Annotated in this window: 22 protein-coding genes; 14 read left to right on the top strand and 8 right to left on the bottom strand. The window is 66.7% G+C overall.

Annotated features, from left to right (window positions below):
• Positions 1-230 precede the first annotated feature (230 nt).
• The 5 genes from BS38_RS0104495 to BS38_RS24335 all read left to right on the top strand — a co-directional run bounded on the left by BS38_RS0104495 (position 231) and on the right by BS38_RS24335 (position 4,733).
• Positions 231-1,589, top strand: coding sequence for a hemolysin family protein (locus BS38_RS0104495; RefSeq protein WP_028269714.1), 1,359 nt, complete (start codon positions 231-233; stop codon positions 1,587-1,589).
• A complete protein-coding gene (locus tag BS38_RS0104490) occupies positions 1,586-2,626 on the top strand; it encodes a hemolysin family protein (RefSeq protein WP_028269713.1) in 1,041 nt (346 codons plus the stop codon). Before BS38_RS0104495 ends, BS38_RS0104490 begins: the two co-directional genes overlap by 4 nt.
• 75 nt (positions 2,627-2,701) lie before the next feature.
• Positions 2,702-3,475, top strand: a complete 774-nt coding sequence (locus BS38_RS0104485; RefSeq protein WP_028269712.1) for an SRPBCC family protein — start codon at positions 2,702-2,704, stop codon at positions 3,473-3,475.
• 2 nt (positions 3,476-3,477) lie between these two features.
• Positions 3,478-4,161, top strand: a complete 684-nt coding sequence (locus tag BS38_RS0104480) for a DUF4166 domain-containing protein (protein ID WP_028269711.1) — start codon at positions 3,478-3,480, stop codon at positions 4,159-4,161.
• A 206-nt stretch (positions 4,162-4,367) separates the two neighbouring features.
• A complete protein-coding gene (locus tag BS38_RS24335) occupies positions 4,368-4,733 on the top strand; it encodes a hypothetical protein (RefSeq protein WP_197024896.1) in 366 nt (121 codons plus the stop codon).
• 29 nt (positions 4,734-4,762) lie between these two features.
• Here BS38_RS24335 and BS38_RS0104470 read toward each other — a convergent pair whose 3' ends face one another.
• Both BS38_RS0104470 and BS38_RS0104465 read right to left on the bottom strand, forming a co-directional pair.
• On the bottom strand, positions 4,763-5,683 hold the full coding sequence (locus BS38_RS0104470; protein WP_028269710.1) for a 2-hydroxyacid dehydrogenase: 921 nt from the start codon (positions 5,681-5,683) through the stop codon (positions 4,763-4,765).
• Between the two features lie 31 nt (positions 5,684-5,714).
• Positions 5,715-6,203 (bottom strand): SRPBCC family protein, encoded by a 489-nt coding sequence (locus tag BS38_RS0104465; RefSeq protein ID WP_156037061.1) that lies wholly within the window; start codon positions 6,201-6,203, stop codon positions 5,715-5,717.
• Positions 6,204-6,387: 184 nt separating this feature from the next.
• On the opposite strand from BS38_RS0104465, the gene BS38_RS0104460 reads away from it, so the two are divergent.
• Positions 6,388-6,759, top strand: coding sequence for a VOC family protein (locus BS38_RS0104460; RefSeq protein ID WP_028269708.1), 372 nt, complete (start codon positions 6,388-6,390; stop codon positions 6,757-6,759).
• Positions 6,760-6,782: 23 nt separating this feature from the next.
• Here BS38_RS0104460 and BS38_RS0104455 read toward each other — a convergent pair whose 3' ends face one another.
• A complete protein-coding gene (locus BS38_RS0104455) occupies positions 6,783-7,103 on the bottom strand; it encodes a hypothetical protein (protein ID WP_156037060.1) in 321 nt (106 codons plus the stop codon).
• Positions 7,100-7,981, bottom strand: coding sequence for a helix-turn-helix transcriptional regulator (locus BS38_RS0104450; RefSeq protein WP_028269706.1), 882 nt, complete (start codon positions 7,979-7,981; stop codon positions 7,100-7,102). The genes BS38_RS0104455 and BS38_RS0104450 overlap by 4 nt, the downstream gene beginning before the upstream one ends.
• A 102-nt stretch (positions 7,982-8,083) precedes the next feature.
• Between BS38_RS0104450 and BS38_RS0104445 the strand changes: the two genes are divergently transcribed.
• The 3 genes from BS38_RS0104445 (at position 8,084) to BS38_RS0104435 (ending at position 13,447) form a co-directional block, all read left to right on the top strand.
• Positions 8,084-9,535, top strand: coding sequence for an MFS transporter (locus BS38_RS0104445; protein WP_028269705.1), 1,452 nt, complete (start codon positions 8,084-8,086; stop codon positions 9,533-9,535).
• Between the two features lie 92 nt (positions 9,536-9,627).
• Positions 9,628-10,647 (top strand): aldo/keto reductase, encoded by a 1,020-nt coding sequence (locus tag BS38_RS0104440; RefSeq protein WP_028269704.1) that lies wholly within the window; start codon positions 9,628-9,630, stop codon positions 10,645-10,647.
• A 148-nt stretch (positions 10,648-10,795) separates the two neighbouring features.
• Positions 10,796-13,447, top strand: coding sequence for an exo-rhamnogalacturonan lyase family protein (locus tag BS38_RS0104435; protein ID WP_028269703.1), 2,652 nt, complete (start codon positions 10,796-10,798; stop codon positions 13,445-13,447).
• A 9-nt stretch (positions 13,448-13,456) separates the two neighbouring features.
• On the opposite strand, the gene BS38_RS24330 is transcribed toward BS38_RS0104435, so the two are convergent.
• Complete coding sequence (locus BS38_RS24330; RefSeq protein WP_051628722.1) at positions 13,457-14,671, bottom strand: MFS transporter; 1,215 nt, start codon at positions 14,669-14,671, stop codon at positions 13,457-13,459.
• Positions 14,668-15,507, bottom strand: a complete 840-nt coding sequence (locus BS38_RS0104425) for a MurR/RpiR family transcriptional regulator (protein WP_197024895.1) — start codon at positions 15,505-15,507, stop codon at positions 14,668-14,670. The genes BS38_RS24330 and BS38_RS0104425 overlap by 4 nt, the downstream gene beginning before the upstream one ends.
• Positions 15,508-15,549: 42 nt before the next feature.
• On the opposite strand from BS38_RS0104425, the gene BS38_RS0104420 reads away from it, so the two are divergent.
• The 4 genes from BS38_RS0104420 to BS38_RS0104405 are packed head-to-tail and all read left to right on the top strand — an operon-like array spanning position 15,550 to position 19,048.
• Positions 15,550-15,855: a tripartite tricarboxylate transporter TctB family protein gene (locus BS38_RS0104420; RefSeq protein WP_081818806.1), complete on the top strand. Its 306-nt coding sequence runs from the start codon at positions 15,550-15,552 to the stop codon at positions 15,853-15,855.
• Positions 15,856-15,858: 3 nt separating this feature from the next.
• Complete coding sequence (locus BS38_RS0104415) at positions 15,859-17,382, top strand: tripartite tricarboxylate transporter permease (RefSeq protein WP_028269700.1); 1,524 nt, start codon at positions 15,859-15,861, stop codon at positions 17,380-17,382.
• Entirely contained in the window at positions 17,379-18,389 is a 1,011-nt protein-coding gene (locus BS38_RS0104410; RefSeq protein ID WP_028269699.1) for a Bug family tripartite tricarboxylate transporter substrate binding protein, read from the top strand. Before BS38_RS0104415 ends, BS38_RS0104410 begins: the two co-directional genes overlap by 4 nt.
• Positions 18,390-18,391: 2 nt before the next feature.
• Entirely contained in the window at positions 18,392-19,048 is a 657-nt protein-coding gene (locus tag BS38_RS0104405; RefSeq protein ID WP_331280039.1) for a methyltransferase, read from the top strand.
• A 112-nt stretch (positions 19,049-19,160) separates the two neighbouring features.
• Here BS38_RS0104405 and BS38_RS0104400 read toward each other — a convergent pair whose 3' ends face one another.
• Positions 19,161-19,463, bottom strand: a complete 303-nt coding sequence (locus tag BS38_RS0104400) for a helix-turn-helix transcriptional regulator (protein ID WP_028269697.1) — start codon at positions 19,461-19,463, stop codon at positions 19,161-19,163.
• Between the two features lie 66 nt (positions 19,464-19,529).
• Between BS38_RS0104400 and map the strand changes: the two genes are divergently transcribed.
• Complete coding sequence (gene map, locus BS38_RS0104395; protein ID WP_028269696.1) at positions 19,530-20,312, top strand: type I methionyl aminopeptidase; 783 nt, start codon at positions 19,530-19,532, stop codon at positions 20,310-20,312.
• Here the strand turns inward: map and BS38_RS24325 are convergent.
• A complete protein-coding gene (locus BS38_RS24325) occupies positions 20,284-21,663 on the bottom strand; it encodes a cation:dicarboxylate symporter family transporter (RefSeq protein ID WP_051628721.1) in 1,380 nt (459 codons plus the stop codon). The two genes, map and BS38_RS24325, sit on opposite strands and share 29 nt — an antisense overlap.
• Positions 21,664-21,864: the final 201 nt, after the last annotated feature.

Here is a 21,864-nt window from a genome sequence, read left to right as displayed (position 1 = left end):
GACGTCATCGATTACCGCAGGACTTACCAGCCATTCGCTGCCGCCGGGGTGGCGGATGGGTGCGCGGACCGAAAATGGAGCGCGCACTTTTCGCCTACGGCGCACACGCCCAGTCCGTATAGCGGCGACCCGTAGACTGAACGGCATTATGGATGACCCTCCTTCACATATGCCCAAGCCCCTCCACCTTCTGACCGGTTCGCCGGCCACCACGGGAGAGGGGCGCCCGAATGTATGAATGGATCATGCTCGGTATCGGCCTTGTCCTTACGGTCGGCACCGGATTTTTCGTTGCCTCCGAGTTCGCGCTGGTCAACCTGGACCGCAACGACCTTGAGAACCGCCAGGCCCGCGGCGAGAAGCGCCTTGCACCCACCATCAAGGCCCTCAAGATCACCTCGACACATCTCTCCGGGGCACAGCTCGGCATTACGCTGACCACGCTCCTCACCGGCTACACCTTTGAACCGGCCATCAGCAGCATGCTCAGCGGACCTTTGCTGGCAGCCGGCCTGCCTGCGGCAGTGGTGCCGGGGATCGGCGCCGTCGCGGGCATCTTCCTGGCCACGATCTTCTCCATGGTGATCGGCGAACTGGTCCCGAAGAACTTCGCCTTGGCCCTCCCCCTGGCCACCGCCAAAGTGGTGGTTCCGTTCCAGGCCCTGTTCACCGCCGTCTTCAAGCCCGTGATCCTGCTGTTCAACAACACGGCCAACGGCATCATCCGGTCCTTCGGCATCGAGCCGAAGGAAGAGCTGTCCGGCGCCCGCAGCGCCGAGGAACTCAGCTCGCTGGTCCGGCGCTCGGCGCTGGAAGGCGTGCTCGACGTCGACCATGCAGTGCTGCTGCACCGCACCCTGCGTTTCTCCGAGCACTCCGCGGCGGACGTCATGACGCCCCGCGTCCGCATGACGGCGGTCAGCGCCGATGACACGGCGGAGCAGATCGTCACGCTGGCCAGCTCCACGGGGTACTCGCGTTTTCCGGTGATCGGCAGGGACCGCGACGACGTCCTGGGCGTTCTGCACGTCAAGCAGGCCTTCGCCGTGGCCCTGGCCGCGCGGGCCAGCGTCAGCGCCGCGGAGCTCATGATCGAACCGCTCCGCGTCCCGGAGTCCATGGGCGTGGACACCCTGCTGGTCCTGCTGCGCAAGCAGGGCCTCCAGGTGGCGATCGTGTCCGACGAGCACGGCGGAACGGCCGGCATCGTGACCCTCGAAGACCTTGTGGAGGAGATCGTCGGCGAACTCGAGGACGAACACGACCGCGCCAAGGTCGGTGTGGTGCGCACGGGCCTGTCCACCACCTTTGATGCCTCGCTGCGCCCGGACGAACTGCTGGACCGGACCGGCATCACGGTTCCCGACGGGGAAGAGTACGACACCATCGCCGGCTTCGTTACCGACGAACTGGACCGCATCCCGGAACTCGGCGACGAAGTCACTATCGACGGGGGCACACTGCGCGTGGAACGCGTGGCGGGCACCCAGGTGCAGCGTCTCCGCTTCACCCCGGACGATCCGCAGGAAGCCCCCAAAAGTCCGCATGACCGCCTCGTCGACAACCTCACCCCCGGAGCTGAGCAATGAGTGAATACCTTCCCGGCATTATCTGGCTGGTGGTGCTCCTGGTGGTCAACGCCTTCTTCGTGGGCGCCGAGTTCGCGGTCATTTCCGCCCGCCGCTCGCAGATCGAGCCCAAGGCCGAGGCCGGCAGCAAGGCCGCCAAAACCACGCTGTGGGCCATGGAACATGCCACGCTCATGCTGGCCACCAGCCAGCTGGGCATCACCGTCTGTTCGCTGGTGATCCTCAACGTCTCTGAACCGGCCATCCACCACCTGCTTGAGATACCGCTGGGCCTGACCTCCCTGTCCGGCGAAGCCATCGGCATCATCGCCTTCGTGGCGGCGCTGCTCCTGGTGACGTTCCTGCACGTGGTCCTGGGCGAAATGGTGCCCAAGAACATCTCGTTCTCGGTTCCTACCCGGGCGGCGCTCATCCTCGCCCCGCCGCTGGTGATGGTGGCTCGCGTGTTCAAGCCGGTGATCTGGACGCTCAACGGGATCGCCAACGCCATCCTGCGGCTCTTCAAGGTCCAGCCCAAGGACGAGGCCACCAGCGCCTACACGCTGGACGAAGTGGCCAACATCGTGGAGCAGTCCACCCGCGACGGCATGCTCACGGACACCACCGGAACGCTCACGGCGGCATTCGAGTTCACCGCCAAAACTGTTGCGGACGTGGAGGTGCCGATCACCGAGATGGTGCTCCTGCCGGCGTCGTCCACTCCCGCGGACATCCAGCGCGCGGTGGCGGAACACGGCTACTCCCGCTACATTCTCACCGACGACGACGGCGTGCCGTCCGGCTACCTGCACCTCAAGGACGTCATGGACCTGACGTCCCCGGAGAAGTTCGCCCGGCCGGTGCCGGCCAAGCGGATCCGCAAGCTCGCGTCCGCCTTCGGCGGCGGCGAACTCGAGGATGCCCTGGCCACCATGCGCCGGACGGGCGCCCACGTGGCCCGGGTCTTCGACGCTTACGGGAACACTACGGGCGTGCTGTTCCTGGAGGACATCATCGAGGAACTGGTGGGCGAAGTGCAGGACGCCACCAGCGCCTGACGCGGCGGCCAATTAACTCATTTGTGATTCGCCGCGTCTTAGGATGCTGGAATGGGGGAGCATCAAGGCGGGAAATTGTCACGCACGCGCGGGCAGATCTATGTTGAAATCGGCATTCGTGCGTCCATGGAGCGGCTGTGGACGCTCAGCCAGGATCCGGACCTGCATCCGCGGTGGGACCTGCGGTTTTCCCGGATCGTCCCGAGGGACGGTGACGACGGCGGACCTGTCAGCTTTCGTTATGAGTTCCGGCTGCCGTTCCACACCATCAGCGGCACCGGGACGTCCCTGGGCCACCGGTGGCGCGCCGACGGGCAGGCGACTTCGGTACTGAAGTTCACCACCCGCGACGCGCTCTCCCCCATTGGTCCGGGCTCGGGCTACTGGCGGTACATCCCCACGGCTGAAGGCGTCCGCTTCATCACCGACTACAACTATCAGCCGGGGATGGGCACCCTTGGAAAGCTGCTGGACGGCCGGGTGATCCGGCCCGCGCTGGGCTGGGCAACAGCCATCAGTTTTGACCGCCTGCGGTTGTGGGCGGAGCGGGACCTTGACCCCGGAGACTCCCGGAACCGGTGGATCATCGACGCCGTGGCCAGGTCGGGCGGTTTCCTGGCGTCCGCCCTGCTACTCCGGCGGGCGTTGACCGGACCATTCGCCGGGGCGGCTGCCGCCGTCGGCGTCGCGGCGGCAATGGCCTCATGCTTCCTTCCGGCGCACCGGACGGTGCCCCGGGCCCGGCGGTGCCTGCGGCTCGCGCCGGATGAGCGGGCCGGACGTGCCCCGTCCGCGCTTGTGGCGCTTCCGTCGCCGGGTGGCGGCGGCCTGCCGGCGGGTGAGGAGTAGCCGTGGCCTCCATCTTTGAGCAGGCGCTCGGGCGGGACTTCGGCCGCCTCCACCCGATGCTGCAGAAACGCTTCGGCGTCGACACCGCGGCCGGTTACGCCTGCGTTGGCCGGGGAGTCTTTTCGGAAGTGCGCCGCGGGGCGTGGTGGACGGTTCCGTTTCTGCGGCTCGGGGCGTACCGCAACATCCTCTTTCCCGACCAGGGCGAGAACGTCCCGTTCACCATCGAAAACTACCCTTATGTTGATGGTCTCGGCCGGCCTACGGTCACCTTCGTGCGCACCCTGGAGCTGCCGGGGTCCAAGCGCCGACGCTTCGATGCCACCATGGTTTACAGTCCGGAGACCGGGGGCATCATCGACTACCTCGGCACCCACCAGCACCTGGCCACCGGCCTCATCCTGGAAGTGTTGCCGGACGGGTCACTGCATCTCCGGTCGACAGGCCAGCGGTTCTACGAAGGCTTCATCGGATTCGCCTTCCCCGCAGCCTTCACGGGCACGGCGGACCTGTACGAGAGCTTCGACGACGCCCGCGGGGTTTTCACCATTCAGATGCAGGTGCGGAATCCGTTCTTGGGGTTCCTGTTTGGCTACCGGGGCGAGTTCACCTGCGCGTTCCCCGCCACGCCTCCCGAGGGTGCGCCGCTCCGGCTCAGGCCAGTCCGCGAAGAAAGGCGGCAGTAATGGGACGCACGTGGGGATTCAGGAAGCGGCGGGGGCCGCATGACGTCTGGTCAGAGTGGAAGGCTGCGGCGCAGCAGTTTTCGCAACCTCAAAGGGCTTACGCTCAGTCGCATGCATGAGCTAAATAGCCGGGTGGTACAGGGGAGCTTTAGAGGCAGCGGCATATCCCGAACGCGGCCCATGAAGCGGCCCGCGCTGGAAAGCTGTTGAGCGCTGCGTCGGGCACACCGGTCGAGGTCGCGGGCGTCGTAGTGGTCGTCGCTCCCGAGAACCTAACCATCAGGAAAGTACCGGATGGCGCCAAGGTCCTGACCGACCGACAACTCCTGCGTTGGCTCCAGAGCCTGCGGCCGGTACTCGCCGTCGATCAGGTTTACCGGATCGCCTCCGTGGCTGGCATGCCCCGAACATGGCACCGGAATCCCGGGCAGCAAACTGACCCGGTCGAATTGCAGCACCGTTTCAACGCTCTCCGGGACCAGGTGGACCGGGCGCGACAGCGGCGCCTCCTTTGGGTGCTCGCTGCGTTCCTGGGCTTCTTCTCCATGATTTTCCTCGGCCCCTTCTTTTAGCGACGCCTAGCTGCAGCGCCGCCTGGAGCTCAGCCGCCCAGCACCACGTTCACCGGCGGCTCCCCCGCCAGCATCAGGTCGATCTGGCGCTGCAGCAGCCGGCCCATCCTCGGCCGCATCGCGGAACTGGCTCCGCCCACGTGCGGGGTGATGATGACGCCGGGCGTGCCCCACAGCGGGTGGTCCTGCGGCAGCGGTTCGGGATCCGTAACGTCCAGCGCGGCGCGGATCCGGCCGGATGCCGTGTGGCGGACCAATGCCTCCGTGTCCGCAACGGGGCCCCGGGCCACGTTGACCAGCAACGCGCCGTCGGGCATTGCCGCCAGGAAATCGTCGTCGATGAGGTGACGGGTGGCGTCGCCAAGCGGAACGCCGACCACCACAATGTCGTGCTCCGGCAGCAGCTCCGGCAACTCGTCGATTCCATGGATAACGCCGCTCTCATCGGTGCGCTGGCGGCTGGCAACCCTCGTGACGCTCGTTTCGAACGGAAGGAGACGCTGCTCGATCGCTTTGCCCACACCGCCGTAGCCCACGATGAGGACGCGGCGGTCCGCCAAGCTGGCGGTGGGCCGGGCGTCCCAGACCCCGTCCCGCTGGCTTTTCATGAGCCGTGGGAACTCGCGCTGGCTGGCCAGGATCATGGCCAGCGTCAGTTCTGCAGTGGAGGTCTCGTGCACGCCTGCTGCGTTGGCGAACACCCGGCCCGCAGGGAGCGAGTCCGCCACGCCGTCGTACCCGATCGACTGGCTCTGCACCAGGGCGGTCTCTACCGCCTCAAGATTCTTCAGGACCTTCGTGCCGCCCATGTACGGCGGGACCACAATATCGATCTGCGGCTGCGGCGGCTCGCCCGTGAAGTCCCACTCAAGCACGGTGACGTCCGGATGCGGCGTCAGGTACTCACGAAGTACGGCATCGGGCAGGCTGACAGTGATCTTCCGCGTCATGGTTGCCAGCCTAGTGGAGGGAGGCTGGCAGTCAGTTATCGGCGCGGGTCGGGGCACCGGGGTGGAGGTAGTCCCGCAGCAAGGGGAACTCCGTGCGGACGTGGGCATCCAGTTCCGTGATGAACCTGGACGTAAAATACATCCGGAGCAACGGATCCAGCACCCGGCCGATCCCGGGCCATCCGGCTCTGACTGTGTGACGCACCGACACCCCGCCCGGTACCGGGGTGAGCTCCAGGGAGAGGCTCGCCGGAAGCGGCACGATCTTCCGGAAGCGCCACACGAGCCTGCGTCCCGGTTCGACCGCTTCCACGACTCCGTGCAGGCGCAACCGGCGCCGGCCGACGAACTCGTCCATGAGCATCACATCTCCTACTCCGGCGCTGGCCCGCCCCAGCACGTGGAGCTGCAGGTGGGTTCCCGGCCACCAGTTCCGGTACTGCTCATCGGTGCAGGCCATCATGAAGTCGGTGACGTCACGGCCCGTCAATCCCGCAACATCCACTCTCGATTCGGTCACCAGCACCGGTGCAACCTGTGCTGCCGCGCAGCCGGGAAAGCCGCCAGGTCCTGGTTGTCAGAATTGATTCCCATTGCGCCAACGCTACGCACGCTGCGGGCACGGTCAAGAGCCTCCTCCGGCGGCAGCGGATAGATTCCCCAGTGCGTTGCCGGGGCTCTTTGAGTCGGTGTACCTTGGCCGGATGCTGAGCATTGGCTCGATCGTGATCCGCGTTGACGACCTCCAGGCCCAGATGGCCTTCTGGCAGGCCGCACTCGGCTTCGAACCGCGGCATGAACCCGAGGACGACTTTGTGATCCTGCAGCCACCGGGCGGCGCGGGCACCTGCATCTCGCTGGACCGTGTCCCGTCGTCGGTCCACCTGCCGCCCCGCATCCACCTGGACCTCTACACGGAGGACCAGGCCGGCGAAGTGCAGCGGCTCCTCAGCCTCGGCGCCACCCGCATCGAATGGAGCAAACAGCCCGCCGACGCGGACTACGTGATCATGGCAGATCCCGAAGGCAACCGCTTCTGCGTCATCGACACGGCCGGCCGCAGCCAGGCGGACTAGCCACCCGGAGGAGGAGCCGCGATTCAGTGTCCGGCGTTGACGCTTCCTGCCGCGATTGTGGCGACGTCCTGGCGGAACCTTTCGGGCTCACTCTCCAAGGGGAGGTTCACCAGGTCTTCGGCTGCATCGATTGATCCAGCCAAGTCCGGGGCCAGGGAGCTGAAGACCGTGGTGAAGCTGCGCAGCTTCCACTGGGCGTAGGCGACGCCGGCATAGTCGTTGTCCCGCACGTCTCGTTCGCCGGTGGTGGATCCGTGGGTGAACACGACGGCATCGGCCACGGCGTGGCGGCCGATGCTGCCGGTGGCACCGACCATCAGGACAGTGGAGGGACAATGGGTCATTTATTCTCCTTGACCGGGGCCTTTGTTGTTTCACGCTGGGTGGCTGCCCAACTGGCGAGGACTTTCAAAGCGTCCTCTGAGGGTGTTTCGGGATCTGCTGTGTACACGTTGATGCGCAGTCCCGGGTCTGCAGGAAGTTCCAGCGCCTCAAAGCTCAAGTCGAGGTCGCCAACGATCGGGTGGTGGAGCCGCTTCCGGCCGGCGCGGTGGTACTTCACGTCGTGCCGGGCCCACCGGGTGCGGAACTCCTCGCTGCGGGTGGAGAGTTCACCGATCAGGTCCGTGAGGTCCTTGTCATACGGGTTTTTCCCGGCCGTGGACCGCAGGACCGCGACGATGTCATCGGCCGCCCGTTCCCAATCGGCGAAGAACTCCCGCGCTTTCGGGTTCAGGAAGGTGAACCGCGCACTGTTCGGCGGGGTGGTCTGTTCGGCCATCAGGTCCTGATACAGCGCACGGCCCAGCTCATTGGCGGCGAGGACATCCCCGCGGTCGTTGCGGACCCAGGCCGGCGCCGTCGTGATCGCATCGATGACGCGCTGCACGCTCGGCCGCACCGTCTGCGGGCTGCGCTTGCGGCGCACCCGGGGAGCGGCGGTGGCGGCGCGGGCCAGGTCGAAAAGGTGGGCCGTTTCGGCGTCGTCGAGCTTCAGGGCGCGGGCGAGTGCTTCAAGGACGCTGTCCGAGGCGCCGGAGAGGTTTCCGCGCTCAAGGCGGATGTAGTAATCGATGCTCATCCCGGCCAGCATGGCGACTTCCTCGCGGCGCAGCCCGGCAACGCGGCGGTTGCCGCCATAGACCGGCAGGCCGGCCTCTTCGGGCGTAATCCTTGCACGGCGGGAGGTCAGGAATTTCCGCACGTCGTCGCTGTGTGTCATGGCATCCACGCTACGCGGGGTCGGTGGAACGAGGGAGGGACTGGCATTACCCGGAAGGACAGTGACTCCCGGCCTGCAGGGAATCACTGTTGCATTGAAAGCATGAAACCTGAACCCACAGCCGCTCCCCGCCGGGCAGCGATCCTGGCGATCATCCTCGTCAGCTACTTCATGATCCTGCTGGACAACTCGGTGATCTTCACTGCCCTGCCGAGCCTGCAGGAGGACCTTCAGCTGGGCACCGGTGAGCTCTCCTGGGTTCAGGATGCGTACACGCTGGTCTTCGGCGGCCTGCTGCTCCTCGGCGCCCGGGCAGGAGATCTGCTTGGACGCCGGCGGGTTTTCGTGTTCGGGCTGGTGGTGTTCTCGGTGGCGTCGCTGCTGATCGGGCTGGCGCCGGCGGGCTGGTGGGCGATCGCCGGCCGCGCCGTTCAGGGCATCGGGGCTGCGATCGTCGCGCCTGCCTCGCTGTCCCTGCTCACGGCGAGCTTCCCGGAGGGCCGTGAGCGCACCCGGGCCGTCGCCCTGTACGGTGCCACCGCAGGAATCGGCGCCAGCCTGGGGCTGGTCATCGGCGGGGCGCTGGCCCACTGGATCTCCTGGCGGGCCGGGTTCTTCGTCAACGTTCCCATCGGCGCCGCGATGATCCTTCTCGCTCCGCGGTTCATCCCGGAAACGGGCCGGTCCCGCGGCCGCTTCGACGTGTTCGGCGCGCTCAGCGCCACACTGGGTGTCGGCGCTCTCGTGTTCGGCATCATCAACACCGTCGATGCGGGATGGACGTCCCCGGCTACGTTCACAGCCGTCGGCGCCGGCGCCGTGCTCCTGGTGACGTTCGTTCTGATCGAGCGCAGGGCGGCCCAGCCGATCATGCCGCTGCGGCTGTTCGCGAGCCGCCGCCGCACCGGCGCCTACGTCGCCCGTTTCATGTACCTGGGGGCGATGATCGGGTTCTTCTTCTTTACCACCCAGTTCATGCAGGAAGTGCTGGGCTTCGACCCGCTGCAGGCCGGCCTCGGCTTCCTCCCCATGACGGCGGTCAACTTCGCCGTCGCGATGGCCATCCCGCGGCTGCTGGGGCGGATGCCGGCTTCCATTCCACTCGCGGCAGGAATCCTGGTCACTCTCGCCGGAATGTTCTGGCTCAGCAGGGTGGGAGTCGACTCCGCATACCTGACGGCGGTGGCACTGCCCATGATCCTCATCGGCGCCGGTCAAGGCCTGGCGTTCGCACCGCTGACCTCGTTCGGCATCATCGGCGCCCCAGCAGCCGACGCCGGCGCGGCATCGGGCCTGGTGAACACATTCCACCAGGTGGGCACCTGCCTCGGGCTTGGCATCGCGGTCGCGGCCGCAGCGACCGTCCCTGCCACGGGTTCTGCTGTAGCGCACCTGGCCGCAGAGGTCAGCACCGCCCTCACCACAGGCAGTGTCCTCCTGTTCCTTGCCCTGGCCGTGACGGCCGTCCTCATCCTGCCCGCCGATCTTGCCGCCCGCCGGACCACGAAACAGCCGACGGCGGGGCGTGCCCCGCAGTTCGAGGCCGCCCGGTAAGGGCGCTCGAAGGGAGGTAACGGCGTGCCCTCCCACAATCCCGAACGCCTGAATACCGTGAAAGCAACTTAAGACAGAGAGAAGGAACCACCATGGAATACCGTCCCCTCGGCCGCACAGGCGTGCAGGTCAGCCCCTTATGCCTGGGTGCGATGATGTTCGGGCCCTGGGGCAACAAGGACACCGCCGACTCCATCCGCATCATCCACCACGCCCTCGACGCGGGCATCAACTTCATCGACACCGCCGACGTCTACTCCGGCGGGGCATCAGAAGAAATCGTCGGCCAGGCACTTGAAGGCCGGCGCGACGACGTCTTCCTGGCCACCAAGTTCTTCATGCCCATGAATGAAGGCGACCCCAACCAGCGCGGTGGATCCCGCCGCTGGATCATCCGCGAAGTCGAAAACTCCCTCCGCCGCCTGAACACCGACTACATCGACCTCTACCAGGTCCACCGGCCCAGCCCCGATACGGACGTTGAGGAAACCCTCGGCGCCCTCACCGACCTGGTCCGCCAAGGTAAGGTCCGTTACATCGGCTCCTCGTCCTACTCCGGATCCCAGATCGTCGAAGCCCAGTGGGCATCCCGCGAACGCAACCTGGAGCGGTTCGTCACCGAGCAGCCGCCCTACTCGATCCTGGTCCGCGGCATCGAGGAAGACATCCTCCCCGCGGTGCAGCGCCACGGCATGGGCACCCTCACTTACAGCCCGCTCAGCGGCGGCTGGCTGTCCGGTCGCTGGCGCAAAGACTCAGCGTCCGCCCCCGCCTCTTCCGCGCGTCCGAGCGCCCGGTTCGACATGACAAGCCCGGCCAACCAGCGAAAACTCGACATCGTCGAAGAACTCGCCGGGCTCGCGGAACACGCCGGACTGACGCTCATCGAGCTGGCCATCGCGTTCGTGATCAACCACCCGGGGGTCACGTCCGCCATCGTCGGACCACGCACCATGGAGCAGTTGGAGTCCTACCTGACGGCCGCCGATGTCACACTGTCCACCGAGGTACTGGACCGCATCGACGAGCTTGTGGCGCCCGGAGTCACCCTCAACCCCGACGACAACAGCTATGGCGCCAACGAACTCACGCCGGCGGCACGACGACGGTGACAGAGCGTTGACTTGTACCGTCGATGACTGTTAGACATGATGGGAAAGCGTTTTCTGCGCACCACCCAACCCGCCCCGCCTCTTCGAGGGGTGGGCTGGGTGGCTTGATTGAAACGATACAAAAGCATGTCTAAGGAGACGGACAACGATGACCTACGCCACACTCAACTGGCTCGAGGGCGAGGCCCCCGCAGAGCTTTCCGGCGGCACCACCTGGGGCATGCCGTTCACCCGGGGTGCCCTTGCCGGCGCCGACGGGATCACGGTCTCGGACGCGGACGGGCGGCCTGTCCCCGCGCAGGCCTGGCCCCTCGCCACCTGGCCGGACGGCTCGCTGAAATGGGCCGGCGTCGCGCTGCCGGCAACCGATGCGCCCTCCGCGCAGTACCGGGTGACGTCCGACGGCGGCACCCCGCCGGTGCCCGAACCGTCACCGCTGGTTGCGGTGACGGAGTCCGACGACCTCGTCACTGTGTCCACCGGCACGTTGGAAATGGTGATCAGCCGAAGCGGTCCGTCCCTGTTCACATCCCTCTCCCGCGGCGGCACAGTCGTTGCTGAAGACGCCGGGCTGGTCAGCCTGCTTCAGGACGGCATCCCGGACGGCCCCGGCAGCGTCAGCCGGCAGGCCTTCACCGGCGAGGTGACCGCCGTCGTGCTTGAACAATACGGACCGGTCCGTGCAGTGGTCCGGCTGGAGGGCACCCATCGGCAGGACCACGCGGACGCAGACGGGCAGCGGCGCAGCTGGCTGCCGTTCGTGGTCCGGTTCTACTTCCACGCCGGCGCCCGCAGCGTGCGGATGGTCCACTCGTTCATCTGGGACGGCGACGCGGACCGCGACTTCCTTGCCGGGCTGGGCGTCCGCTTCACGGTGCCGCTGGAATCCGAGCTGCACGACCGGCACATGCGCATCGCAGGGGCCGACGGCGGCTTCCTCACCGAGGCGGTGCGCGGCCTGACCGGCCTGCGCCGCGATCCCGGCGAGGACGTCCGGCACGCCCAGCTCGCAGGACGGCCGACGCCACCCCTGGAGGAGTGGAGCGAGCTGGTGTCCGAGCGGCTGCACCTCATCCCGGCGTGGAACGACTTCACGCTCACCCAGCTCAGCGCCGACGGCTTCGAGCTCCGCAAGCGGACCGGAGAGGGCCACGGCTGGGTGGGGATCTCCGGCGGTACGCGGGCCTCCGGGTTCTGTTCCCTCAGCGATCCGCGCGGCGGTTTCGGCATCGGCATCCGTGATTTCTGGCAGTCCCACCCGGGCCAGCTGGACATCCGCGGCGCCGCCACGGCCCGGGCATCGGTGACCGCGTGGCTCTACTCCCCCGAGGCGCAGCCCATGGACCTGCGTTTCTACCACGACGGCCTGGGACAGGACACCTTCGAGGACCAGCTCGAGGGCCTGGAAATCACCTACGAGGACTACGAACCTGGCTTCGGGAACCCGCACGGCATCGCCCGCACCCACGAACTGACGCTCTTTGCCTACGACGCCACGCCGGACACCGCGTCCCTCGCCGCCGATGCCGCCGCCGCATCGACGCCTGCGATGCTGCAGGCCACGCCCGGGTACCTGCACTCGGCCGGCGTGTTCGGCGACTGGGCGCCCGCGGACCGCAGCACCCCGGAGCGGGCCGCGCTCGAGGACAAGCTGGACTTCCTCGTCGACTTCTACCAGGGCCAGGTGGAACAGCGCCGCTGGTACGGTTTCTGGAACTACGGCGACGTGATGCACACCTACGACTTCGACCGGCACGCCTGGCGGTACGACGTGGGCGGCTACGCCTGGGACAACTCGGAGCTCTCCCCCGACCTGTGGCTCTGGTACACATACCTCCGCACCGGCCGCGCCGACGTCTTCCGCCTCGCGGAGGCCATGACCCGGCACACCGGCGAAGTGGACGTCTACCACCTGGGCGAGTGGCGCGGCCTGGGCTCCCGGCACAACGTGCAGCACTGGGGCTGCAGCGCCAAGCAGCTGCGGATCAGCACCCCGGCCTACCGGCGCTTCTACTACTACCTGACGGCGGATGAACGCACCGGTGACCTTCTCACCGAGCTCGTGGACAGCGACCGGAACTTCCTGGGCCTGGATCCCACCCGGAAAGTCCGCACGGACAGCGCCACGTACCGCCCGGACCGGCGCGCCCTGGCCGTGGGGCTGGGGACGGACTGGGGATCGCTGGCCGCCACCTGGCTCACCGACTGGGAACGCACCGGAAACCCGCGGTCACGGGACAGGCTGCTGGGCACCATGGCGGACATCGGCGCGCTGAAGTACGGCTTCCTCACGGGCGAGGCGCTGTACAACCTGGACACCGGACGGTTCGACGCCGGCCGGGACATGATCCTGGTTTCGCACCTTTCCGCGGTGTTCGGGCTGGTGGAAATCTGCAGCGAGCTCATCGATCTGGTGCCGGACGCCGGCTTTGAACGCGCCTGGCTGCAGTACTGCCGGCTCTTCCTGGCCACGCCGGAAGAACAAGTTGCCGAGGTGGGCCGGCCGCTGGACGGAATCCACCTGACGCAGGCCCACAGCCGGCTCAGCGCCTATGCAGCGTCGCGGCTGGGGGACGCTGAACTGGCGCGGCGGGCCTGGACCAGCTTCGCGGAAGGCGGGGAGCACCTCAACCACGCGGAAGCATTCACGTTGCGGCGGATCGAACCTCCCTATGTCCTCACGGCCGTGGACGAGGCCCCCACAGTGTCCACCAACGACACAGCCCAGTTCGGCCTGGCGGTGATCCAGAATCTGGCGCTGATCGGGGACCAGTTGCCGGCCCTTCAGCGGGTCCGCTGAGCGGCGGTTTCAGCCGCCGTCGGCCGGGTCAACCGCCGGCGTACCGGTGCCGGTTCCGGCGTCGGACCCGGCCACCACCACGATGGCCCCGACAAGCAGCGCAGCGTTGGCCCAAAAGATCCCCAGCACGCCCAGCGGTGCGGCGGCGGCGCCCATGGCGATGGGCAGCGAGATCTGCGCAAACCGGTTCACCGTCAGCCGGAGGCCCAGGACGGCGCCGTGGTGTGACGCGTGGGTCAGCGAGGTCACCCAGGCCATGGTCAGGGGCTGGGGTATGCCCAGTCCCAGGCCTAGGCCCACCATCACGGCAATGGCACCGTAGACCCCGGTCAGCGGCAGGGCCAGCAGTGCAACTGCCGCCGCGGCGATCGAGGCGATCAGCAGCACCTTCCGCCCGAACCTGTCAATGAGGCGCATGAGCCCCAGCCTGCTCAGCACGGAGACGGCGGCCCGGAGTGCCAGCAGGAGCCCGACGGCGGTGGCGCTGATGTTTTGTTCGGTGGCCCAGACCGGGACGAACGCATACATCAGGTCTACGGTCACCAGCACCGCGCCGCTGACGGCAAGGGACCGCCACATTCCGGGGGTCTTCAGGACGCCGCCGATCTTTGCGGGTGCGGCGCTCACGTTCAGGCGTTTCCTCCGGAGCGAGCTGTCAGTGCGCCGCAGGAAGAAGAATGCCGGGGTGGCAAGCACACTGAAGCCCATGCACACGAGAAGGCCCAGGTTGGTGTCCGGCGCCGACCCGCCGGCAACCCCTAGCGACGCAACGAACGTCACGGCGGGCGGACCGATCAGCTGGCCGATCGAGGCAGCCGCGGTCAGGGTCCCGAACGCGCTGTCCGTGGAGCCCTTGACGCTGACATGGGCAACGAAGGTCTGCTGGCCCACCATCACCAACAGATGCCCCAGCCCGACGAAGGCACTGGCCACAAGAAGAAACGGCAGCCCGGGTACGGCGAACAGCATTCCCGTTCCCGCTGCCGCCGAGATCAGGCCGATAAACGCCATGCCGGTTCCGCCCCGGCGGTCCGCGATCCGGCCAGCCGTCAGCGCTGCGAGCAGGGCTGGCAGCGCAAACGTGGAGGCAAGCAACCCCAGGAACACCGGATCGGCGCCGAAGGCGAGTGCGCGGTAACCGATCATCAGGCGGATACCCACCCATGCGGCCTGCGCCAGGACGGCCTGGGTGCTCAGCGCCCGCCGCCAGGCCAGTGCGCTCACGCGCGGAGGGGGATTTCGTCCGTCCCGCCGAACAGCCGGGTCAGGTCATCGATGCTGTCCCGGGCCGCCTGGTAGCGGACCGGGTCGAGGTGGAAAATCGCCAACTGCAGGGCGTAGGCCAAGGCCACGGGAATCAGCTGGGTGCGGTACTCGGTGTCGTCACCGCGCCGGGCGGCGATGAGGTGGTCCGGGCTGGGGCGGAACCGGTAACCCGGGACGTCGGAGATCACTATGGACTTCCCTCCCCTGCGCGCGGCCTCGGCGGTCAACGTGGCAAGCTGCCGGGGCGCCTCCCGGAGCGCCAGGGAAATCAGGGTGCTGTTTTCGTCAAAACTGACGAACCGTTCCGCAAGGTCTTTGGGGGTGGGGGCGAGCATGACTGTGGTCAGCCCGAGGCGCCTGAGGCGCCGTGACAGCAGATCCAGGGTTGACCGTTCGTCATTATTGGAAAACAGGTAGACGGTCCGCGACTCGTGAAGAATGCGCGCGGCCGCCTCCAGGTCCTCCTGCGGGACAAAGTGCGGCAGGCGTTTCAGGGCACGGATTTCATCGGAAATAAACGCCGAGAGGTCGTAGCCGGATTCCCCGCGCATGATGGTCCCGCTGGTCTCTGTCGCTTCCTCGTCCCGGCGCAGGTCGCTCCGCAGCTCCGGATAGCCGCGGTAGCCGAGCTTTTTGGCCAGCCGCACCACCGTTGACTCATGCGTCTTGGCCCGGTCCGCGACCTCCGCAGCAGTGATGCCGGACATCTGGTCCCCCATCAGCACGTTCATGACGCGTTCCTCGGAAGCGCTGAGCTGGACCGCGCTGCTGGCCACTACTGCTTTGAAACTCAAGATGACTCTCCTTTGAGAACCCTGCGGGCAAACCTGTGATGCTTGACACTCTCTCACGAACATGCAATCCTGTGCAAGATTGCAAGTGAGGCTCCTGCCGAAGCCAGGGTGGGCATCATCGTCGGATCCATCCTGCTCGCTGCCCTGCTCCTCCCGTTCCTCGGCTACACCGTGGTCATGACGCTGCAGCTGGGCACCATCCTCTACTTCGTCAGCAAACGGAAGCTGTGGATCTCGGTGGCGGTGGCCATCGGAGCCGCCCTCGCGTCCCGCCTGGTCTTCGAGGTATGGCTCGGCACGGCCCTTCCCACCGCCAGCATTGAATTCCTCGCCGGATTGGGGCTGTAAGCCATGGGTTTCGATCAGCTCCTGGGCGGCCTCGCCACGGTCTTCACCCCGGAACACCTGCTCTTCGCGTTGCTCGGCTGCGTGCTGGGCATGCTGGTGGGCGTCCTGCCGGGCTTCGGCCCCGCAGCGGCGGTGTCGCTGCTCATCCCGGTCACCTTCGGACTGGACGCCACCTCCGCGATCATCATGCTCGCAGCCATCCTGTACGGTGCGGCGTACGGCGGAACCACGACGGCGGTGCTGCTGCGGATTCCCGGCGAAGCCTCGTCGATTGCCACCACCCTCGACGGGTACCAGATGGCCAAGAAAGGGCGCGGCGGCCCGGCCCTGGTCATCGCCGCCCTGGCCTCCTTCGTGGGCGGACTCATCGGCGTCATCGGGTTCGTGGTGGTGGCACCCTTCAGCCGGCTGGCCCTGGAGTTCGGCGCGCCGGAACTGTTCCTGGTCTCGCTACTGGGATTCGCCCTCATCACCAGCTTCGCCGGCTCCAACCCGGCCAAAGCCCTGCTGAGCGCCGCCGCAGGGCTGGCCATCGCCACCGTGGGCGTCGATTCCGGCGTCGGCATTGCCCGCTTTACCTTCGACATGCCGGAACTGTTCGACGGCGTGGGGCTGGTGGCCGTCGTCATGGGCGTCTTCGGCCTGAGCGAAGTCCTGGGACAGGCGCAGAAGGGCCCGCTCGGCGTGCCGAGCCCGCTCAAGGTGGCCCGGCTCCTGCCCACCCGGACCGACCTGCAGCGCTCCGCGCTCCCGTCCCTGCGCGGCTCGGTGATCGGCTTCTTCATGGGCCTGCTCCCCGGCTCTCCCGGGGCCGCGACTTCCCTGGCGTCCTACGCGGCGGAGAAGAAGCTGTCCAGGCGCCGGTCCGAGTTCGGCAGGGGTGCCGTGGAAGGCATCGCCGGCCCGGAGGCAGCCAATAATGCCCTGGCCGTGTCCTCCATGATCCCGCTGTTCACGCTCGGCATCCCCACCTCGGCCACCGTGGCCATCATGGCGGGCGCGTTCACCATGAACGGCCTGATCCCCGGGCCGCTGCTGTTCCGCGACAACCCGGACGTGGCCTGGGCCATCATCGCCAGCCTGATTGTGGGCAACCTGATCCTGCTCATCCTCAACGTCCCGCTCGCCCGGGTGTGGATTGCCGTGCTGAAGGTGCCGTTCCACTACCTGATGGCCGCCATCCTGGCCTTTATGTTCCTGGGCACGTACTCCATCAACGGCAGCCCGTTCGACATCCTGATCATGCTGGGAGCAGGCGTCCTGGGCTACATCTTCCAGCTCGTCAAAGTCCCGCTGACGCCGCTGGTCCTGGGACTGATCCTCGGACCCATGCTCGAAGAGAACTTCCAGCGCTCACTGGCTCTGTCCCTCGGTGACTACGGCGTGTTCCTGGAGGGCCCCATCAGCCTCACCCTCATCGGCGTCATTGTGGTCGCCATCCTGTTCGGCGCCGTCCGCCCCCTCATTGCTTCCATGCTGAAGAAGAAGTCACACACCCCCGTCGCACCAAAGGAGCTTGCGAAATGAAGAAACTCACTGCCCTGACCACCACGGCCCTCACCGCCGCCGTCGCCCTCGCCCTCACAGGCTGCGGAGGCCAGGCCAACAGCAGCACCTCCAGCAAAGCCGCTGAGTTCCCCAAGGCGGGATCCACGATTGAGTGGATCGTGCCCTCGGCCGCCGGCGCCGGCAACGACATCCTGGCCCGCATCGTGGCACCCGTCATGCAGGAGGACCTGGGTGCCAACGTCAAGGTGGTCAACAAGGAAGGCGGCAGCCAGGTGGTGGGACTGAACTACGTGGCCAACGCCAAGGCGGACGGACTCACCTTCGGCAACACCAACATCCCGTCCATTCTGGGCCGCTACCTGGACCCGAGCAAGAAGGCGGCCTTCGACCGCAGCAGCTTCACCCCCATCGGCGCCTTTGCCACCAACTCCGTGGTAATCGGCGTCAACAAGGACAGCAAGTACAAGAGCATCAAGGAGCTCTTCGATGCAGTCAAGGCAGAACCCGGAAAGATCACCGTGGGCACCGACTCCCGCGCCGGCGACGATCACATCAACCTTCGCCTCCTGGAAAACCAGCTGGGGCTGGACTTCAACATCGTGCATTACAACAGCGGCGCGGACAAGGTAGCCGCCATTGTCTCCGGCGAGACTGACTTCGCCCTGGGCGGCGTCTCCAGCTTTTTCGGCCAGTACAAGTCCGGCGACATCAAGCTCTTGACCGTCATTGAGGACAACCCCAGTCCGTTCGCCCCTGAAGTTCCCACCATGAAGAGCGCCGGCTACGACGTCGAGCCCATGGCCAGCAACTTCGCCCTGTCCGTCCCGTCCAAGACGCCCAAGGAAGTTGTGGCACGGCTCGAAGCTGCGCTGAAGAAGGCCACCGAAACCCCGGCCGTGCAGGAAAAGCTCAAGGGTGCCGCCACGGCGCCGGCATGGAAGTCCAGCAGCGACGTCGCCAAGCTCTGGGAAGAACGCGAAAAGACCATCAAGCCCGTCATCGACGAACTCCTCCAGCAGAAGTGACCGTGAACACCAACAGAAAGGCCGGCGACGGCATGAATGCAACACCAGATTCCACGGCCCCCGGCCAGCTCCCGACCGACGAACTGGTGCGCAGGCTCGGTTTCATTCCGGCAGCCAACATCGGCGATGCCCAGGAACGGATCGGCGTGGCCTCCGGGCTCTCCCCCGTCTGGACTGGCGCCAAACTTTCCGGCCCTGCGTATACGGTGTGGACGCGTCCCGGCGACAACCTGTTCATCCACAAAGCCCTCGACGGCGCCCAGCCCGGGGACGTCATTGTGATCAACGGCGGCGGCGACGTCTCCCGCGCCCTCATCGGGGACCTCATCGGCATCCGCGCGAAAAGCATGGGAATCGCCGGCTTCGTGATTGACGGCGCCGTCCGCGACGCCGATGCCCTCGCTGACTGCGGCCTGCCGGTGTTCGCCCGGTCCATAACCCCCGCCGGGCCCTACAAGTTCGGCCCCGGCCGGCTGCAGATCCCGGTGGCGATCGCCGGCGTCGTGGTTTCCCCCGGCGACATCGTGGTGGCGGACGCGGACGGCGTGGTGGTGGTCAGGCGGGAGGACGCCGAACACGTCCTCCTCGAGGCCCAGCGGATCGAAGCCAGGGAAACCGAGAAGCGGATTTCCTACGAGGCAGCCATGGCGGGCAGCTAGGTCCGGGAACGTTAGGCAGGCACGACGGCGGACGGCCCCTCAGGCGGGCCGTCCGCCGTCGTGCTTTCAGCGCCTTGGGGACCAACTGCCGGTGCAGTTGCGGGATTGAGTCTTACGAGGCCAGCCGCTCCCGTTCACCGTGACGGGGGCGGGCGGGTTCAACGCCGCGTTCGGGCCGGTTGATCTCGGCCCAGACCGCGTCAAGGGAGAGGCCCAGGACATCGGCGATCGCCGCGATGGTCGGGAAGGCCGGAGTGGCTATGCGGCCCGTTTCGATCTTCCGGAGTGTCTCCGGCGAGACGCCTGCATGGAGCGCGGTATCGAGCATCGGGCGCTCTCCCCTGGCGAGGCGCAGCAGGGCGCCAAGACGCTGTCCGCGCTCGACTTCTCCGGGTGTGAGGGGCAACCTGACCATGGCTCCAATTCTAATACCGGGATAATATGGCCGGTATAGTTATTGGTTTCCAGAGAAAGGCGCCGCATGATCGAGATCCTGAACCCCGCCGAACTGCACCGCGCAAAGGAGTCAGGCGCCCTGGTGGCCCACATCCTGCAGACGCTCAAAAGCCGCAGCACGGTGGGCACAAACCTCCTGGACATCGACCGGTGGGCCAAGGACATGATCGCCGAAGCCGGCGCGCAGTCCTGCTACGTCGACTACGAGCCGTCCTTCGGCCGCGGGCCGTTCGGCCACTACATCTGCACGGCCGTCAACGACGCCGTGCTGCACGGACTGCCGCACCGGTACACGCTTGCCGATGGCGACCTTCTGACACTCGACCTCGCCGTCTCCAAAGACGGAGTCGCCGCAGATTCAGCCATCAGCTTCCTCGTGGGTGACTCACAACCCGCGGAGAGCGTCGCGATGATCAGCGCCACCGAACGGGCACTGAGCGCAGGGATAGCCGCCGCCCGCCCCGGCGCCCGGATCGGCGACATCTCCCATGCCATCGGCACCGTCCTCAGCGAGGCCGGCTACCCGATCAACACCGAATTCGGGGGCCATGGCATCGGATCAACGATGCACCAGGACCCGCACGTTCCGAACACCGGACGGCCCGGCCGCGGATTCCAACTGCGCCCCGGGTTGCTGCTCGCCTTGGAGCCGTGGGTCATGGCAGACACCGCCAAGCTCGTGACAGATGCCGACGGGTGGACGCTCCGGAGTGCGACGGGCTGCCGGACAGCCCACAGCGAGCACACCATCGCCATCACCGAGGACGGCGCCGAAATCCTTACCTTGCCGAAGCAGCCGCAGCCGTAAGGTCCGCCGTCGTTCTTTCAGTGCTTTCTGCTCTTTCCGTTGCTTCCGGAAGCTCACCGCGGAAGGCGCGGAGCATGGCGTCGCGGTCGAACTGGCCCTCCCACTTGGCCACCACGAACGTAGCCACGCAGTTTCCCAGCAGGTTGACGGAGACGCGCATGGAGTCCATCAGGCGGTCGGCGCCCAGGAGCAGGGCCACTCCGGCCACCGGGAAGATGCCCAGTGCGGCCGCGGTTGCCGAAAGCGCCAGGAAGGCCGAACCGGGAACGCCCGCCATGCCCTTCGACGTCAGCATCAGGATGCCCAGGGCGGCGAGCTGCTGGCCCAGGTCGAGGTTGTGCCCGAAGGCCTGGGCCAGGAACAGCAGGGAGATGGACAAATACAGTGCGGCGCCGTCCAAATTGAACGAGTAGCCGGTGGGAACCACCAGCCCCGTGGTGGCCCGCGAGCAGCCCGCGTTGGTCAGCTTGGTCATGATGCGCGGAAGCACCGACTCGGTGGACGCCGTGCCCAGCGCCAGCAGGAACTCTTCGCGGCTGTACTTGATGAACTGCCACAGCGGCACGCGCGGATACACCCAGGCCACCACAAAAAGCAGCCCGATGAAGATGATTGCCGCCCCGTAGCAGGCCGCAATCAGCAACGCGTACGTGCTCAGCGAGCCGAGGCCGTACTGGCCGATGATGAAGGCCATGGCGCCGAACGCGCCCACGGGGGCAACACGCATCACCCAGCCCATGATCTTGAAGAACAGCTCCAGCACCGTCTCCAGAAGCGTCACAACAGGCAGGCAGCGTTCCCGCCCCACCACCACGATGGCCGCTCCGAAGAACACCGAGAAGCAGAGCACCTGCAGCAGGCTGTTGGAGGCGAAGGCGCCCACCACACTGGTGGGAATGATACCCAGCAGGAACGCGCCGGCGTCCTTCGGCGGGGCCGTGCCGGTCTTGGCGTTGAGGGCATCCTGGGACAGCGTATTCGGATCGATGTTCAGGCCGGCACCGGGCTGCACGATGTTGCCCACCACCAGCCCGAACACCAGGGCGAACAGCGTGGCTCCGGTAAAGTACAGCAGCGCCTTCACGCCCACCCTCCCCACGGCCTTCACGTCACCCACGGCGGAGATGCCCGTGACAATCACCAGGAAGATCAGCGGGGCGATGATCATCTTGATCAGCTGGATAAAGCCGTCGCCCAGCGGCCGCAGGGCGGAGCCGAGATCAGGCCAGAAGTGGCCGATCCCGATGCCCAGGCACACGGCCACGAGGATCTGGAAGAACAGCGACGTGTAGAGCGGCTTCTTCACGGGCGTGCCGGTTTTGTCCGGCACCAGGGGCGAGGGGAGTTTCATCAGGGCTGCCAATCAACAGGGAAAAGGCGCTGGACGCCTTCAGGTCACGGGCAACGCTAGGGACCTCGTGTTTCCGGAATGCTAAATCCGTACTGCGGAATTGTTTAACCGCAGCATGGAAAATCCATAGCGTATAGTTCCGTGTTCATTCGTGCGGCATATCCGGACACTGGACATCTGGAATAAGCCCGACTTTTCCCC

It is taken from the genome of Arthrobacter sp. UNC362MFTsu5.1, from assembly GCF_000685965.1.
GTDB lineage: Bacteria > Actinomycetota > Actinomycetes > Actinomycetales > Micrococcaceae > Arthrobacter.
The sequence above is the reverse complement of the archived record's forward strand: the minus strand, read 5'-3'. Positions and strand labels throughout refer to the sequence as shown.

Bases quoted from the DNA above. Each gene is read 5' to 3' on its own strand.
- BS38_RS0104495 (WP_028269714.1), top strand. From the start codon at position 231: ATGTATGAATGGATCATGCTCGGTATCGGCCTTGTCCTTACGGTCGGC.
- BS38_RS0104490 (WP_028269713.1), top strand. From the start codon at position 1,586: ATGAGTGAATACCTTCCCGGCATTATCTGGCTGGTGGTGCTCCTGGTG.
- BS38_RS0104470 (WP_028269710.1), bottom strand. From the start codon at position 5,683: ATGACGCGGAAGATCACTGTCAGCCTGCCCGATGCCGTACTTCGTGAG.
- BS38_RS0104460 (WP_028269708.1), top strand. From the start codon at position 6,388: ATGCTGAGCATTGGCTCGATCGTGATCCGCGTTGACGACCTCCAGGCC.
- BS38_RS0104455 (WP_156037060.1), bottom strand. From the start codon at position 7,103: ATGACCCATTGTCCCTCCACTGTCCTGATGGTCGGTGCCACCGGCAGC.
- BS38_RS0104450 (WP_028269706.1), bottom strand. From the start codon at position 7,981: ATGACACACAGCGACGACGTGCGGAAATTCCTGACCTCCCGCCGTGCA.
- BS38_RS0104445 (WP_028269705.1), top strand. From the start codon at position 8,084: ATGAAACCTGAACCCACAGCCGCTCCCCGCCGGGCAGCGATCCTGGCG.
- BS38_RS0104440 (WP_028269704.1), top strand. From the start codon at position 9,628: ATGGAATACCGTCCCCTCGGCCGCACAGGCGTGCAGGTCAGCCCCTTA.
- BS38_RS0104435 (WP_028269703.1), top strand. From the start codon at position 10,796: ATGACCTACGCCACACTCAACTGGCTCGAGGGCGAGGCCCCCGCAGAG.
- BS38_RS0104415 (WP_028269700.1), top strand. From the start codon at position 15,859: ATGGGTTTCGATCAGCTCCTGGGCGGCCTCGCCACGGTCTTCACCCCG.
- BS38_RS0104410 (WP_028269699.1), top strand. From the start codon at position 17,379: ATGAAGAAACTCACTGCCCTGACCACCACGGCCCTCACCGCCGCCGTC.
- BS38_RS0104400 (WP_028269697.1), bottom strand. From the start codon at position 19,463: ATGGTCAGGTTGCCCCTCACACCCGGAGAAGTCGAGCGCGGACAGCGT.
- map (WP_028269696.1), top strand. From the start codon at position 19,530: ATGATCGAGATCCTGAACCCCGCCGAACTGCACCGCGCAAAGGAGTCA.
- BS38_RS24325 (WP_051628721.1), bottom strand. From the start codon at position 21,663: ATGAAACTCCCCTCGCCCCTGGTGCCGGACAAAACCGGCACGCCCGTG.